Source organism: Arthrobacter sp. zg.Y820 (assembly GCF_030125555.1).
GTDB lineage: Bacteria > Actinomycetota > Actinomycetes > Actinomycetales > Micrococcaceae > Arthrobacter_B.
This window is the reverse complement of sequence record NZ_JASKLX010000009.1, coordinates 1-15,344: the sequence shown is the minus strand read 5'-3', so window position 1 is coordinate 15,344 and position 15,344 is coordinate 1. Positions and strand designations below refer to the sequence as shown.

At 70.9% G+C, this 15,344-nt stretch carries 14 protein-coding genes; 10 read left to right on the top strand and 4 right to left on the bottom strand.

Translation table 11 applies throughout. The features are described from left to right. Positions 1-6: 6 nt before the first annotated feature. A complete protein-coding gene (locus QNN99_RS08945; RefSeq protein WP_229966119.1) occupies positions 7-1,368 on the bottom strand; it encodes an MFS transporter in 1,362 nt (453 codons plus the stop codon). 85 nt (positions 1,369-1,453) lie between these two features. Further along, positions 1,454-2,011 (bottom strand): TetR/AcrR family transcriptional regulator, encoded by a 558-nt coding sequence (locus QNN99_RS08940; protein ID WP_229966118.1) that lies wholly within the window; start codon positions 2,009-2,011, stop codon positions 1,454-1,456. 100 nt (positions 2,012-2,111) lie between these two features. Here QNN99_RS08940 and QNN99_RS08935 point away from each other — a divergent pair, with 100 nt between their 5' ends. Beyond that, entirely contained in the window at positions 2,112-2,531 is a 420-nt protein-coding gene (locus QNN99_RS08935; RefSeq protein ID WP_229966117.1) for an organic hydroperoxide resistance protein, read from the top strand. A gap of 165 nt (positions 2,532-2,696) precedes the next feature. Here QNN99_RS08935 and acs read toward each other — a convergent pair whose 3' ends face one another. After that, the gene (acs, locus tag QNN99_RS08930; RefSeq protein ID WP_229966116.1) at positions 2,697-4,685 is read right to left on the bottom strand and encodes an acetate--CoA ligase; all 1,989 of its coding nucleotides are present in this window, start codon (positions 4,683-4,685) and stop codon (positions 2,697-2,699) included. 316 nt (positions 4,686-5,001) lie between these two features. Between acs and QNN99_RS08925 the strand changes: the two genes are divergently transcribed. From QNN99_RS08925 to QNN99_RS08915, 3 genes are all read left to right on the top strand, one after another. Beyond that, a complete protein-coding gene (locus QNN99_RS08925) occupies positions 5,002-6,414 on the top strand; it encodes an MFS transporter (RefSeq protein ID WP_229966115.1) in 1,413 nt (470 codons plus the stop codon). Positions 6,415-6,487: 73 nt separating this feature from the next. Beyond that, positions 6,488-7,285, top strand: coding sequence for an endonuclease III (gene nth, locus QNN99_RS08920; RefSeq protein WP_229966114.1), 798 nt, complete (start codon positions 6,488-6,490; stop codon positions 7,283-7,285). Next, positions 7,282-7,965, top strand: coding sequence for an NUDIX hydrolase (locus tag QNN99_RS08915; RefSeq protein ID WP_442860502.1), 684 nt, complete (start codon positions 7,282-7,284; stop codon positions 7,963-7,965). Before nth ends, QNN99_RS08915 begins: the two co-directional genes overlap by 4 nt. 63 nt (positions 7,966-8,028) lie before the next feature. Here QNN99_RS08915 and QNN99_RS08910 read toward each other — a convergent pair whose 3' ends face one another. Beyond that, positions 8,029-9,744 (bottom strand): bifunctional 3'-5' exonuclease/DNA polymerase, encoded by a 1,716-nt coding sequence (locus QNN99_RS08910; RefSeq protein ID WP_229966113.1) that lies wholly within the window; start codon positions 9,742-9,744, stop codon positions 8,029-8,031. Between the two features lie 189 nt (positions 9,745-9,933). Between QNN99_RS08910 and ssd the strand changes: the two genes are divergently transcribed. The 6 genes from ssd to QNN99_RS08880 all read left to right on the top strand — a co-directional run bounded on the left by ssd (position 9,934) and on the right by QNN99_RS08880 (position 14,989). Continuing rightward, positions 9,934-11,226 carry a septum site-determining protein Ssd gene (ssd, locus tag QNN99_RS08905; RefSeq protein ID WP_229966112.1) on the top strand — a complete coding sequence of 431 codons (1,293 nt, stop codon included), beginning with the start codon at positions 9,934-9,936 and terminating at the stop codon, positions 11,224-11,226. Then, complete coding sequence (locus QNN99_RS08900; protein WP_442860501.1) at positions 11,223-12,476, top strand: TadA family conjugal transfer-associated ATPase; 1,254 nt, start codon at positions 11,223-11,225, stop codon at positions 12,474-12,476. The genes ssd and QNN99_RS08900 overlap by 4 nt, the downstream gene beginning before the upstream one ends. Beyond that, entirely contained in the window at positions 12,473-13,300 is an 828-nt protein-coding gene (locus QNN99_RS08895) for a hypothetical protein (RefSeq protein WP_229966111.1), read from the top strand. The genes QNN99_RS08900 and QNN99_RS08895 overlap by 4 nt, the downstream gene beginning before the upstream one ends. Then, the gene (locus QNN99_RS08890) at positions 13,300-13,968 is read left to right on the top strand and encodes a type II secretion system F family protein (RefSeq protein WP_229966110.1); all 669 of its coding nucleotides are present in this window, start codon (positions 13,300-13,302) and stop codon (positions 13,966-13,968) included. Before QNN99_RS08895 ends, QNN99_RS08890 begins: the two co-directional genes overlap by 1 nt. A 196-nt stretch (positions 13,969-14,164) precedes the next feature. Further along, positions 14,165-14,626 carry a DUF4244 domain-containing protein gene (locus tag QNN99_RS08885; RefSeq protein ID WP_229966109.1) on the top strand — a complete coding sequence of 154 codons (462 nt, stop codon included), beginning with the start codon at positions 14,165-14,167 and terminating at the stop codon, positions 14,624-14,626. 3 nt (positions 14,627-14,629) lie between these two features. After that, on the top strand, positions 14,630-14,989 hold the full coding sequence (locus QNN99_RS08880) for a TadE family type IV pilus minor pilin (protein ID WP_229966108.1): 360 nt from the start codon (positions 14,630-14,632) through the stop codon (positions 14,987-14,989). Positions 14,990-15,344 lie beyond the last annotated feature (355 nt).

Below are 15,344 nucleotides of genomic sequence, written 5' to 3'. Positions count from 1 at the left end.
GGTTAACTATGCGCCAACCGGCGCGCCGGCCGCCGCCTCGGCGTTGCGGCGCGTCATCCGGCCCGCCGCCGCCGCACCGATGATGGTCACCACCGACATCAGCGCCAGGACGACGCCGGGGTGCCACCAGGCGCTGTCCGTTGCCTGCGCGAAGGCGGAGGTTAGCGCCGGAGCGAATCCGGCCAGGATGCCGGCGAAGCTGTAGGCCAGGGACAGTGCCGTGAAGCCGGTGCGGGCCGGGAACAGGTCAGCCATGAGGCCGCCCAGCGCCGCCCACGCGGCCGTCGGGGCAATGCCGCCGATGAGGATGGTGAGGATGTACGTGGTCTGGTCCGCGGTGCTGATCATCCAGTACAGCGGGAAGGAAATCAGCAGCGTGGCGACGGCGCCGGCGGTCACCATGCGGGCGGAGCCGATCTTCGTGGCCAGCCAGCCGAAGGCCGGAATGGTGGCCAGCTGCAGGACCGAGCCCACCAGGGCGGCGTTGAGCACCGTGGTCGCGGACAGGCCCAGCTGTTCGGTGCCGTAGGCCTGCGTGTAGGTGGTCATCAGGAAGTAGGAGCCAATGCCCAGCAGGGACGCCGCCGTGGCGACCAGGACGGCCAGCCGCTGGGTCTTCAGGACCTCGAGGACCGGGACGCGTGCCACTGCCTGATGGCCGGCGACGTCCTTGAAGACGGGGGTTTCCTCGATGGCGAAGCGCAGGTACAGGGCGATGGCCATGAAGGGGAAGGCCATCAGGAACGGCACCCGCCACAGGCCGGCCTCCATGGTTTCCTGCGAGACGTTGGTCAGGAGCAGGAAGGTGCCGGTCACCATGATGGTGCCTACCGGGGAGCCGATCTGCGGAATGGCGGCATAGAGGGCCCGCTTGCGCGGCTCGGCGTGTTCGGTGGCGATCAGGATGGCTCCGCCCCATTCCCCGCCCACGGCCAGCCCCTGCAGCAGCCGCAGGGTCACCAGCAGTGCCGGGGCCCAGAGGCCGATGGTGTTGTAATCCGGCAGCAGGCCAATGGCTCCGGTGGCGGTGCCCATGAGGATTATGGTCCAGATCAGGGATTTCTTGCGCCCGATCCGGTCACCGATGTGGCCGAACAGGACGGCGCCGACCGGGCGGGCAATGAAGCCGATGCCCAGGGACAGGAAGGACAGCAGGGTGCCGATCAGCGGATCGACGTCCGGAAAGAAGATCCGGTTCAGGACCAGCGCGGCTGCCGTTCCGAAGACGTAGAAGTCGTAGGACTCCAGTGCCGTCCCAACGAAGGACGCTCCGGCGACCTTGCGCGCCATTCGGCGCGAGGGCTGCCCGCCCAGAGGGTCGGGCGGAGCGGGTGTGAATTCAGGGGAGGCGGTACTGGTAATAGACACGAGCACTGATTCTGCTACCCCGTGCGCTCCGGTGCCAACTCGGCGAGTCCCGGCTCCCCCAAATGACGGAGCCGGCCGGACCCGTTCAATACAGGGCGGCGGCGAGGAGGGCCCGCCCGGCGCTGACCAGGGATGCCGCGACGCCGGCGGGATCGGAAACGTAACCGTGCACCATGGCCCCGTCCCGCAGCATCAGCAGCTGGTCCGCCAGGGCGTCCGGGTCGGGTGCTCCCAGCCGGGTGAGCCTGCCGCTGACTTCGGCGTGCAGCCACTGCCGGTGATCCCGGACGACGGCGCGGACCGGTGAGTTGGCGTCGGGATATTCGGCGGCGGCATTGATGAACGGACAGCCGCGGAAGCCGGGAAGACAGGTCTCGGCGCCCATCGCTTCGGCCAGCTGCAGCAGTCCGGTGCAGGGGTCGTCGCTCAGGTGTTCGGCGGCGGCGCGGACCCGGTCGGTCTGGGCCTGCAGGTAGGCCACCACCAGGTCCTCCTTGGTGCGGAAGTGCCGGTAGAACGTCACCTTGGTGGTTCCGGCGTCGGCGATGATCCGGTCGGCGCTCACGGCGCGGATGCCCTCGGAGTAGAAGAGGGAAGCGGCAGCTTCCAGGATGCGGGCGCGCACCGGGGATGAAGCGGTCATGGATCCTCCTCGGTTGCGGAACGGGCCGAAGACGGCTTTACTGGCCCAAGTAGACGTACTGGTTAGTCTACCTGAACGTCCCCCAACTGAAGGAGTAGCCATGAGCGCTTTGTACACCGCGTCAGCCACCGCATCCGGAGACGGCCGCAACGGAGAGGCCCAGACCAGCGACGGCCAGCTGAAGGTCAACCTGGCGATTCCCGCTGAAATGGGCGGCGCCGGCGACGGCACCAACCCGGAGCAGCTCTTCGCCGCCGGCTACGCCGCGTGCTTCCTCTCGGCGCTGAAGATGATTGCCCGCGCCGAAAAGGCTCCGATCGCCGATGCCGCGATCACGGCCGACGTCAGCATCCACCAGCAGGAAGTCGGCTTCAAGCTCGGCGTTGAGCTGCACGTGGAAATGTCCGGCGTCGACCAGGCCACCGCTGAGAAGCTCGTCGAGTCCGCCCATCAGGTCTGCCCGTACTCCAACGCAACCCGCGGGAACATCGACGTCGAGCTCGACGTCACCGTCGGCTAGTAATCCCCGCCGAAATGGCAGAAGGTGGGCGGGCACCCGGACCGCGCCCGCCCCCATCCAGCCTCACCGAGGGTGGGCGGCCTATACCCCCCCCCGGAATGGTCTTTGGGGGCGGGCCCGGGGGGGGGCACCCCCACCTTCTGCCATTTCGCGTGGCTGTCGGCGCTATTTGCGCATTGACTCCGCAATCTGCTGCATGACGGTGTTGTCGGCGAGAGTGCTGGAGTCGCCGGCCTCGCGCCCCTCGGCCACGTCCTTGAGCAGCCGGCGCATGATCTTGCCGGACCGGGTCTTGGGCAGTTCCGGAACCACCAGGATGTGCCGCGGCTTGGCGATCGGGCCGATCTCCTTGCCCACGTGGTTGCGCAGGGTGGTGACAATGTCGTCGTCGTCCTTGGCGCTGCCGCGCAGGATCACGAACGCCACCACGGCCTCGCCGGTGGTGTCGTCGCGGGCGCCGACGACGGCGGCCTCGGCCACGGAGGGATGGCTCACCAGGGCGGACTCGATTTCAGTGGTGGAGAGCCGGTGCCCCGAGACGTTCATGACGTCGTCGACCCGGCCGAGCAGCCAGATGTCGCCGTCTTCGTCCTTCTTGGCGCCGTCGCCCGCGAAGTACATGTTGTCGAACCGCGACCAGTAGGTCTGCTTGAACCGCTCCGGATCGCCCCAGATGCCGCGCAGCATCGCGGGCCAGGGTTCCTTGATCACCAGGAAGCCGCCGGAGCCGTTGGGCACCGGCTCGCCCATCTCATCCACCACGTCGATGGAGATCCCGGGCACCGCCACCTGCGCGGAGCCGGGCTTGGTGGCCGTGACGCCGGGCATCGGCGCGATCATGTGGGCGCCGGTCTCGGTCTGCCACCAGGTGTCAACGATCGGGGCGGGGGTTTCCTTCTTGCCGCCGTTGGCGCCGATGACGGTGCGGTACCACATCCAGGCCTCGGGGTTGATGGGCTCGCCCACGGAGCCGAGCACGCGGATCGAGTCCAGGTTGAACTTTCCGGGAATGTCCCGGCCCCACTTCATGCAGGTGCGGATGGCGGTGGGCGCGGTGTACAGGATGGAGACCTTGTACTTCTCGACCAGTTCCCACCAGCGGCCCTGGTGCGGGGTGTCCGGGGTGCCCTCGTAGATGAGCTGGGTGGCACCGTTGACGAGCGGCGCGTAGGTCACGTAGGAGTGCCCGGTGACCCAGCCAATGTCAGCGGTGCACCAGTACACGTCGGTTTCCGGCTTGAGGTCGAAGGTGTTCAGGTGCGTGAACGCCGTCTGGGCCAGGTAACCGCCGGTGGTGTGCAGGATGCCCTTGGGCTTGCCCGTGGTGCCGGAGGTGTAGAGGATGAACAGCGGATGCTCGGAATCGTGGCCCACGGCGGTGTGCTCGGTGCTCGCGGCGCCGACGACGTCGTCCCACCACACGTCCCGGCCCTCGGTCCACTCCACGGGTTCGCCGTTGCGGCGAACGACGACGACGCTGGTGACCGTGTGCCCGTCCCGAACCAGCGATTCGTCCACCGCCGGCTTCAGCGCCGTCGGCTTGCCGCGCCGGTAGGAGCCGTCGGCGGTGACGACCAGCTTGGCCTCGGCGTCGTCGATCCGGCTGCGCAGCGCATCGGCGGAGAACCCGCCGAAGACCACCGAGTGCACCGCGCCGATGCGGGCGCAGGCCAGCATGGTGATCACGGCTTCGGGAATCATCGGCAGGTAGACGGCGACCCGGTCGCCCTTGGCCACGCCGAGGGACTCGAAGGCGTTGGCGGCCTTCTTGACCTCTTCGGTGAGCTGGGCGTAGGTGTATGTGCGGGTGTCGCCGGGTTCGCCTTCAAAGTGGATGGCCACCCGGTCGCCGCGGCCTTCCTCGACGTGGCGGTCCAGGGCGTTGTAGGCGGCGTTGACCTTGCCCCCGACAAACCACTTGGCAAACGGGGCGTCGGACCAGTCCAGGGTTTCGGTGAAATCCTCGTCCCAGGTCAGCAGGCTGCGGGCCTGCCGGGCCCAGAACTCAGGGCCTTCGGCGGCTGCTTCCTCATAGAGGGAAGGCTTGGCCACGGCATTCGCGGCAAATTCGGGACTGGGGGGAAAACTGCGGTCCTCGTGGAGCAGGTTCTCCAGTGCATCGCCGTGTTGCTTGACGGGGGACTGTTCAGACATCGTGAACCCTTTCGCTAGCTGAGTGCCCACGGTCCAGCCCGGATCGAGGGGCTGCCGTAGCGTTGAATCAACCCTAGCGCCGATCGCGCCCCGGTGTGTCCACCGTCACAGTCAGGCCCGGCAAAGGGGGTGTTTCTGCGGTGAGCGGTAGGTCACGGCGGGTGCTCCTGCGGCAGTTCGGCTAGTCTGCGGTTCGAGCGTTGACTAGGCTGTGGGAGGAAGCAACCGCTTTTTGAACCGTGCAGGCGGCCCGTCGACGCTGCGGACCGCAGCTAATGCCGGCCCGTTGGCGGCGGTCGTGAATGGAGAAACGCAAATGAACCAGCCCCCCGTTGAAAAGGACACCCGAACGGTGGCGGAGACCCCGGCACCTGCCGAGAACCGTCCAGCCGGCGAGGACAAGACCCGGACTGCAGTCCTGGGCCCGTTTGGCCTGCGTGACCTGGTGGTCGGCGGTTCTGTCCTGCTGATGCTGATCGGTTCCCTGCTGCCGTGGAACGTCTCCTTCGATTTGCAGGTCACGCTCTGGTCGCCGCTGACGCCGCTGTTCTTCCTGGGGATCGGGATCATCCTGCCGCTGCTGGTCGCCGGACTGTTCGCAGCCCGCCGGATGGCGCCGGAGCTGAAGTACCGCATCGGATCGCTGTCCGTGGACCAGTTCGGTTCCGTGGTGGGTGTCCTGGCACTGGCCTTCTTCTTCCTGCAGCTGGTCACCGAGTTCACCGTCGGCACGCTGCTGACGTTTATTGGTGCCCTCGGCCTGGTGGCAGCAACGACGCTCGCCCCGCACATCCCTCCGTTCTCCCGCGAGTTCGATGAGCGCGCCGAGATGCCCGCCCACGTCATGGCGCGCGACGCCGTGCGCCTGCGCCGCCGTCCGGCTGCTCCGGCTGCTCCGGCCACTCCGGCCACTCCGGCGCGGACCTCGGAGGCCGGTGCGTCAGTGCCCGCCGATGCCGAGGCCGCTTCCGCGGAGTCGCGGCCGGCTGAGTCCCGGCCCGCCGGGTCCCGGTTTGCCGGGATGGGCACCAAGCTCGCGCCGACCGGACTGTTCGGCCGCAAGTCCGACGCCGGCACACCGGCGCCGAACGGCATTCCCGAAGGCAGCGCACCGGCTGCCGGCGCCACGGCCGTCGGTGCCACGGCCGCAACAACTCCGAGCAGCGGCAACGCTGTCGGCAGCGAAACCGGCAGCAGCGAAACCTCCGGCGGCGACACCTCCGGCAGCGACATCTCCGGCGCCGAACCGGACCGCAGCGAATCCGCCGCGGTCCAGAGCGCCCCGGCAGCAACTACCCAAGCCGCAGCCCCGGCTCCGCGCCGTGAGGATGCCATCGCCGCCACCACCGTCAACCCTGTGGTTCCGGCCCAGCAGTCCCGGGCCGCATCGCCCGAAACGTCGCAGTCCGAGGTAAAGCGGTTCGAGGCGGAACCCGCCACGCAGGCATCGCCCCTGATCTCGCCGTCGTCGTCGGGCGACTCCATCAGCGCCACCCGCGAGGAATCCGAGAATGTGGTGGAGGCGTTCTGGTTCGCCGTGGGCACCCCCCGCCAGATTGTCGACGAGCGCACCGGGCTGCCGCTGTTCATGTTCCACCCGGGCGACTGGGAGCTGGGGCTCGAAGACCGCGGCAACGAGTTCCTGGTGCAGGACAAGCGCACCGGCCGCATCGGCGTGCTGCGGGACCTGAGCAACATCGAGCGGGTCGGCGAGGACTCCGGCGAGTAGGCCGGGACCTCTCCCGCACGCAGCACCCAGCAGCAGCACCATCCGATCCGGCGCGACAGAAGGACACGAGGACGTGGTTAAGGCAACCGGGAGTGATCCCTCCCTGCTGGCAATCAAACGCAGGGCGCGGAAGATCAACCGGACGCTGGGGGAGCTGTATCCCTATGCCGTGGCGGAGCTGGACTTCACCAACGCCTTCGAGCTGCTGATCGCCACCGTGCTGTCCGCGCAGACCACCGACATCCGGGTCAACGCAGTCACGCCGGCGCTGTTCGCCCGCTATCCGGACGCCAAGGCACTGGCCGAGGCCGACGAATCGGACCTGCAGGAGCTGATCCGGCCCACCGGCTTTTTCCGCGCCAAGGCCGCCAGCATCAAGGCGCTGTCCACCCGGCTGGTTGATGAGTACGACGGCGAGGTGCCGGACAAGCTCGAAGAGCTCGTCACGCTGCCCGGTGTCGGCCGCAAGACCGCCAACGTGGTGCTCGGCAATGCCTTCGGAATTCCGGGCATCACGGTGGACACGCACTTCGGCCGCCTCTCGCGCCGCTTCGGCTGGACCACGTCCAAGGACCCGGTGAAGGTCGAGGAGGACGTGGCCGAGCTGTTCGAGCCCAAGGACTGGACGCCGCTGTCCAACCGGGTGGTTTTTCACGGGCGGCGGGTGTGCCATTCCAAGAACCCGGCCTGCGGAGCCTGTGCCGTCGCGGCGCTGTGCCCCTCCTACGGCGAGGGCGAAACCGATCCCGAGAAGGCTCGGAAACTGCTCAAATATGAGCTCGCTCCGGGCCGCGAGGAGCTGCACGCCCGGATGATGGCCGCCGAAACCCGCGCCCAGCTGCGGGCCGCCGGTTACGGACTCGAAGCGTGAGTGCTTACGCGGACCTGAAGGCGCTGGGCGCCGCTGCCGCCGCCCGCACCACCTCCTTCGACGCGAACCTGGAGCTGCTGCGCCGCAGCGTCGACCCGGCCGCGGCCCGCCGCGCCGCCGTGCTGATCCTCTTCGGCAATCTGGACGACAAGCCGTCGGACTTCCGCTCCGCCGGAGTGCCCGACGAACTCGACGTCCTGCTGGTCGAACGGGCCGCCACACTCAACGACCACCCCGGACAGGTGGCCTTCCCCGGCGGATCGCTCGATGCCGAGGACGCCGGGCCGGAGGCCGCAGCCCTGCGGGAAGCCCGGGAGGAAACGGGACTGGACCCGGACGGCGTCGTCGTGCTGGGCACGCTCCCGGAGGTGGGGCTGCCCATCAGTAATTTCCTGGTGACGCCGGTGCTGGGCTGGTGGGACCGGCCCACGCCGGTGGACGTGGTGGACTACGGTGAGTCTGCCTCCGTGTTCCGGGTGCCGGTGGCGGACCTGCTCAATCCGGAGAACCGGCGGACCGCCGTGCTGAGCCACGGCGCGCGTGCACACCGTTCTCCGGCGTTCCTGGTGAACGGGGTGCTGGTGTGGGGCTTTACCGGAATCATCCTCAACGCCGTGCTGGATGAACTGGGGTGGACCCTGCCCTGGGACGAGGAACGGGAAGTCATTCCGGACCTTTAGCCTGCGGAAGGGTGCTCGCCGTCGCCGCAGGAAAGGGGACGTCCGGACCGCCCCCGGCGGCCGCTACTTGGCGTCGGCGTAGGAATCCACAGTCACCGCGACCACCGGGAACTCCAGCGGAATCCGGCCGAACAGCAGCCGGGTTGCGGCCGCCGCCGCGTCGCTGACCAGGGCGCTGACCTCCGCGACCCGGGCTTCGGGCACATGCAGCATGACCTCGTCGTGCAGGAAGAACACCAGCTCCCCGGCCGGCGAGGACACCGACGCCGCCCGCAGCCGCCGTCGTATTTCCGCGAGCCAGCACAGCGCCCACTCCGCCGCGGTGGACTGCACCACAAAGTTGCGCGTGAAGCGGCCCTGGGAGCGGGCCAGCGAATCGGCGCGGCGCTGCTCCTCGGCGGATGCGGTCTGCTGGGCGCGCAGCCACCGGTCGGAGACCGGAGGCGAGCTGCGGCCCAGATGGCTGCTGACCGTCTTGCCCGCTTCTCCGGCGCGGGCGCCGCGCTCGACGACGTCGATCGCCTGCGGATAGGACCTGGTCAGGGCGGGCATCAGCCGGCCGGCTTCGCCGGAGGTCGCCCCGTACATGGCGCCGAGCATCGCCATTTTGGCCTGCGCGCGGTCGCCGTTGAAGTTCTGGTCGGCGATGCCCTGGTAGAGGTCCTTGCCGCGGGCCGCGGCGGCCAGCGCGTCGTCCCGACCCAGAGCGGCGAGCACCCGCGGCTCGAGCTGGGCGGCGTCGGCGACGATCAGTTTGTGGCCCGGGTCGGGCCGGACGGCGTCGCGCACGTAGCGGGGAATCTGCAGGGCGCCGCCGCCGCGCGAGGCCCACCGGCCGGACACCACGCCGCCCACCACGTATTCGGGGCGGAACCGGCCCTCGGCCACCCAGGCATCAAGCCAGGTCCAGCCGTTGGCGGTCAGCAGCCGGGAGAGCCGCTTGTATTCCAGCAGCGGGGTGATGGCGGGGTGCTCATGCTGCTGCAGTTCCCAGGACCGGGTGGTTTTCACTTCGATGCCGGCCCGGTGCAGGGCGCGCAGCAGCTCCTGCGGCGAATCGGGGTTGAAGCCGGGGTTGCCCAGTTTGTTCCGCAGCTCAGCCGCCAGCTGTTCCAGCCGGGCCGGGCGCTGTCCCTCCGGCGGGCGAGGACCGAGTTCGGCGGCGAGCATGGCTTCGTGGATGTCGCGCCGCCAGGGCAGGCCCGCGTGTTCCATTTCGACGGCGATCAGGCCGCCGGCCGATTCCGCGGCCAGCAGCAGTGCCAGGCGCTGCCGTGCCGGGGAGCCGGCGACGGCGGCCAGCTGGGCCTGCAGCTCGGTGACCTGATCCTCGAGCGAGGGTCCGCGCTTTGCCGCCGGGTCGTCGAAGCCCTCCAGCTCCTCAAAGAGCGAACTCTGGTTCGGCGCCGGCTGGACCGGCAGCAACTGGCGGGGGAGCAGGTCCGCGTCGCCCTCCGGAGCCTCGGCGCGCAGCGCCTCAATATAGGGGGAGAGCGCGGCGGCTTCGGAAAAGCGCAGGATGCCGCGGACCAGGGCCAGGTCATGGCTGCGCTCGACCCGCACGCCGGCGCGCAGCAGCTGCGGATAGATCTCGCGGGTGCTGCTGAACACCCAGCGGAGGTTCCGCGTGCGGTCCTCGTAGTCGCCGACCACGGCAGCGAGCAGGGCGGGCACGACGACGGCGGGGGCTGCGGAGGGCTGCCCGGCGTCGTCGGTCTCCTGGAGCTGCAGGGAACCGGCGGCAGGACCGGAACCGGCCGGGGTGAGGACAACGTACATGCTTCCATTGTCCCTGCTGGCCGGGGATGGTCGGTGTGTGCCACCCGCGGCGCGGGGCCCGGGCCGCGGGTGCAGGCATCCGCGGCGGAGCGGGCGGCTTCTCCTGCACAACCGCCTCGGAACCGCCTTTTGTCCCCAGATGCCACGGCTGCCGCCGTGTCCCTGCCGGTAGCGGGAAAGACTCACGGCATGACAGAGGAACAGCTGTGGGTACCGACGGCCCAGTCCCGCCGGGCCGCCGTGGCGGCACCGGACGGCCCGGGCGGGGGAAGCCCCTCGCGGGCGGAGCGGGGCGCGGGCTCCCGGGCGCCGACCCGCTCCACGTCCCGCGCTGCAGCGGTTCGCCGCCGGGAAACCGAAACGCCGGTGATCCTGGTCAGCCAGTCGCAGCGGCTCACCGATGAAGTATCCCGGGTGGCGGCAGCGGCCGGCCTGCAGCTGGAGGTGCTCGCGGAGGTGCAGGCGGCACTGGGCCGGAACCCGGAGGTGCTGCTGCTGGGCAGCGACCTGGCCGCGCCGGAACGGACCGGACGCTGGCGGCCCGGGGGCGCCGGGAGGCGGGGCACCGAGACCATCCTGGTCGGCACCGTGCAGGACACGGGCTTGTGGGAGGCGGCGGCACGCCTGGAGGCCGCCCGGGTAGCGGTCCTGCCGGCGGCCTCCGGCTGGCTGGCCGAATATTTGAGCCGCCGGCGTCTCCTGGCGGCGGGTTACGTCCTGGGCGTGATCGGAGGCTGCGGGGGTGCGGGGGCCTCCAGCCTGGCGTGTTGGCTGGCCCATGAAGCTGCAGACCAAGGCCTCGGCACCCTGCTGGTCGACGGCGATCCGCACGGCGGCGGGCTCGACGCCAGCCTCGGCAGCGGCGAAGTCCCCGGAGTGCGCTGGCCGGATCTGGCGGATGTCCGCGGGTCGCTGAACCCGGTCCAGCTGATGTCGGCACTGCCCCAGGTCTCCGGATTTGCGCTGCTGTCCGGCACCCCCGGGGTTGCAGCTGCCGATGCGGCGGAGGGAACTGCATCCGCCGAACCGGACGGAGGCGAAGAGGCAGCCGAGCAGAGCATCCGTGCGGTCATGGACGCAGCCCGGGCGGCCTTTGCCCTGACCGTGGTGGACTGCGCCCGGCACCGGCCCGGCCAGCTGTTGTTGTCCTGCGATGCGCTGCTGTTGGTGGTCCCCGGGCGGCTCCGGCCGCTGCTGGCCGCGCAATCCCTGCGCCGCAGCCTGGGCGCCGTTCCCCAGTCAGTGGTGGTTCGGGGGCCGCTGGGGGACGGGCTGGACGAAGCCCGCGCCGCCGACGCCGTCGGGCTCTCCCTCGCCGGCTACCTGCCCGCGCTGCGGAACCTGGAACATGCCGAAGCACGCGGGCTCCTGTTGGAGCGCGGCCGCCGGAAACGGATCCGGCGGGTCACCGGACAGCTGGTCAAACAGCTGGCTCCCGACCTTCCGGAATCGGCCATCCCAGCCCAGGGTGCCCGGCCATGAACCCGCCGCGGGGACGCCGAGCCGCGCTCCCGTCCGCGGCTGCGGACCCGCAGCAGCAGCGGGCCGGAGACGCGCCGATGGTGCGGCAGGTGCGCCGGCAGATGCTCGACGACGGCGAACCCGTCACCCGGGCCCGGCTGGCCGCTGCCGTCCAATCCAGCGGCCGGCTGCTGGGGGCCGAGGGAGCGCTGCGGGCCGTGGACCGGGTGCAGGCTGAGCTGCAGGGGCTGGGGCCGCTGCAGGAGCTGGCGCTGCTGCCCGGCATCAGCGACATCCTGGTCAACGGCCCGGACCGCGTCTGGGTGGACAGCGGCCACGGTCTGGAACTGACCGGGCTGCGGTTTGGGTCCGACACCGAAGTCCAGGCCCTCGCCGCGCGGCTGATAGCGGCCGGGGGACGCCGGTTGGATGACTCCAATCCCTGCGTGGACGTGCAGCTGCGCGGCTACCGGGTCCATGCCGTGCTCCGGCCGGTCTCCACAGGCTCCACCCTGCTGTCCATCCGGATCCGGCGGACCCTGACCTTCACGCTGGAGGAACTGCAGGCCGGCGGCACCGTGGATCCGGAAAGCGCCGGCGTCCTGCGGCGCATGGTCGCGGCCCGGCTGAACTTCCTGATCAGCGGTGCCACCGGCACCGGAAAGACCACCCTTCTCTCCACGCTGCTGTCGCTGAGCGATCCCCGGGAGCGGCTGGTGCTGGTCGAAGATGCCGCCGAACTGGATCCGAGGCATCCGCACGTCGTGGGGCTGCAGAGCCGGCACGGGAACGTGGAGGGCACCGGGTCGGTGGACCAGGCCGAGCTGGTCCGGCAGGCGCTGCGGATGCGTCCGGACCGGCTGGTCGTGGGCGAGTGCCGCGGCGCCGAGGTCCGGGAGCTGCTCGCTGCGATGAACACCGGGCACGACGGCGCCGGCGGGACGATCCACGCCAACTCCGCCGCCAGCGTGCCCGCCCGGCTGGCAGCGCTGGGCGCTCTGGCTGGAATGAGCAGCACTGCGGTGAACCTGCAGGCGGCCAGCGCCTTGGACGTGGTGGTGCATCTGGCCCGCGAGGCAGCCGGGCGCCGGGTCGCCGAGATCGCCGTCGTCACCGCGTCATCCGACGGCCGGCTGCTAACCGTCCCGGCACTGCTGCCGTCCTCCTCCGCAAACAGCCACGGTCCCGGATGGGCGGCGTTGCAGGAACGCCTCAGCCGCGGTGTCGGAAACGGGCCGGCCGGTATGCGGCACGAAACGCTGACCCCGTGACGGGCCTTTGCACCGCTGTGCTGCTGTGGGGCGCTGCGCTGCTGCTGTTGCCGCGTTCCAGCCCAGCGGCAGGGCGCCTTCCGGTGTCCGGCGGGCGGAGGGTGGAGCGGGCCGGTGGGAAGCAGGTTCGGCGGCCGGGACCCTCGGCGCGTGCATCGCCCCGCGGAGCCCGTTCCGATGCGCAGGACCTTCCGCTGCTTATCCATCAGCTCACCGGGCTGCTGGCCGCGGGCCGGGCGCCCCACCAGCTGTGGGCCGATGCGGCTGCCCTGCAGACGGGCGGCCCCGGCGCCGCACCCCACGGGCCCCTGGCGGCGCAGCTGCTGCCGGTCCTGGAAGCAGCCGCCCAAGCTGCGTCCCTGGGGCTGAGCCCGGTGCCGGTGTTTCGGACGGCCGCTGCGGCCGGCGCCCCACGGTCCGGCCGGGCAGGGAGGATCTGGCGCGGCCGGGGATCGGGCGGGAACGGCGACAGTTCCTCCTCGCTGCACGGGCTGTGGACTGAGCTGGCCGCCTGCGTGAGTGTCTCGGAGCGCAGCGGTGCACCCCTGGCCGGAGTTCTGGGCAGGTATGCGGCGGAGCTGGAAAGCGGCCTGGACCAGCAGGCGGCCCGTGAAACGGCGTTGGCCGGACCGCAGGCAACGGTCCGGCTGCTCACCTGGCTGCCCGTGGGCGGGCTCGGCCTGGGGTATCTGCTGGGTGTTGATCCCCTGGCCGTCCTGGCGGGCAGCCCGCTGGGCTGGGCGGCCGCGGCTGCCGGTGCGGCACTGTCGCTGATCGGCAGGTTCTGGTCCCGGGCGCTGGTCCGCCAGGCGGCGGGACCCTGATGCCGGGTGTCCTGGTCGCCGTGCTCCTGGCCGGTGCCTTCGGGCTTCTGCTGTGGCTGCCGGGCAGAAGCACCGGGCCGGCGGGGGCCGCAGCCCGACCAGCCCAGGGTTTCGGCCGGTCGGACGCCCCCGGGCAGGCCACCCTCCAGAGCACGGGAATTAGTGACCCGGCGCTGATGCTGGATCTCGTGGCGGCGATGCTGGATGCCGGACAATCCCTGCTGCCGGCACTGGGCGTCTTGGCGGACGTCGTGGATTCCGGGACCGCCGTGTGCCTGCGGCGGGTGCAGGCGGCGCTGGCGTTAGGTGCCCCCTGGGCGGCGGCATGGGATCTGGCCGAACCCGAACCCGATCCCGTGCCGGCCGCGCCGGATTCCTCCGGCTCGCCGTCGTTCCGGTTCCCGCGGCGAGGTCCGGTGCCGCCCAAGGCTCCGGCGGCCCAGCTGCGCGCGGCCCTGACCTTTGTCGCCACCACCGGAGCACCGTCGGCCGCCGTGCTGCTGGCGGAGGCAGCCCAGCTCCGGCGCCGGCGGGCCCGCGAAGCTGAGCGCCGGGCTGCGGCACTGGGGGTCCGGCTGGTGGTGCCGCTGGGGCTGTGCGCGCTGCCGGCGTTTCTGGCCCTGACGGTGGTGCCGCTGCTGCTGTCGCTGCTGCCCGCATTTCCGTAGCGGCTCGGACGGCCGTTGCACTTCCTTCCCTCCACAATCGACCCGCACCCGACTTGGCGGCAGGCGTTATCCGGAACGGCGGGCCCGTTCCTTTTGGCGCCGGGACGCCGGATGGAGGATCGATTCATCGCTTCGGAGGCCCGGCGCCTCAGAAGCGGGGAAGCCAGTCATGCCAGCGAACCATCAGGAGGAAACCATGTCAGTTTTGAGCAAATCCATCACCACGGCGCAACCGGGCCGCAGCTTTGCCGGTGCGCCGCTCTTCAGCGCCGAAGGAGCTCCAGGGCCTGCGGCCGACGGGGCGCCTTGCGGGTGCAACGCGACCGACAGCTCGCTCCCGCAGCCCTCTGCCGTCCGGTCCGGCCGGGGACCGGGCACCGTCACGGTCCTGTACCCGAAGCTGGAGGCGGACCCGAAGCTGGATCCGGCAGCCCGGGACAGGGCAGCCCGGGACAGTGCGGCGCGGGGGCGGGCGAGCAGGGCGGACCGGCGCCGCCGGAACTTCAGTGACCGCGAAGCGGGCATGGCCACGGCGGAATATGCCATTGCCACGCTGGCTGCCGTGGCATTCGCCGCCCTGCTGGTTGCCGTGCTGGGCAGCGGAGAGGTGCGGTCCCTGTTGATGGGGCTGATCCGCAGCGCGCTCACCCTGGGTTAGCCGGTGCGCCGGAAGGAGCCGCAGGACTCCTCCCTCGGCGCCGTCACCGCAGAACTGGCTGTCGGACTGCCCGCGGTGGCACTGCTTCTGGCCGCCGTGCTGACGGGGGTCGCCGCCGGTGTCACACAGCTTCGGGTGGAGGAGGCGGCGCGGGCGGCAGCCCGGGAAGTGATGCGCGGAGACAGCGCCGAGGCGGAGGCTGCCGCCCGGAGGATCGCCGGGGCCGAAGCGCGGGTGACCATCTCGGCCGACGGGCAATGGCTGCTGGTGGAGGTCGGCTCAACCGTGGCCGCGCCGCTGCTGGACCGGCTGCCGCTGGTGCTGACCGCCACCGCGACGGCGCTTCCGGAATCGCTGCCGTGAACGGTGGAGCGAGGGGATCCGGGGACGGAAGACCAAGGAGGCAAGGAGATCCACGATGGAGGAAAGGCAGTTCATGGGTCAGGAAGGGCGGTCCACCAGGGAGGAACGGAGGAACATCTGAGCGCGGGGCGGGCACGGTGCTGGTGCTGGGGGCGGGGGCGGTTCTGCTGATCCTGTTCGGCGCCGTCCTGCTGCTGCTGCAGTCGGGGGGGGGGGGGGGGGGGGGGGGGCGCGGGGGGGGGGGGGGCGGGGGGGGGGGGGTGGGGGGGGGGCGCCCCCCCCGCCCCCCCACGGCGGCAGACCTGTCAGCACTGGCAGCTGCCGATACCGTGCGGGGCCTGCGGGCGGGGGACCC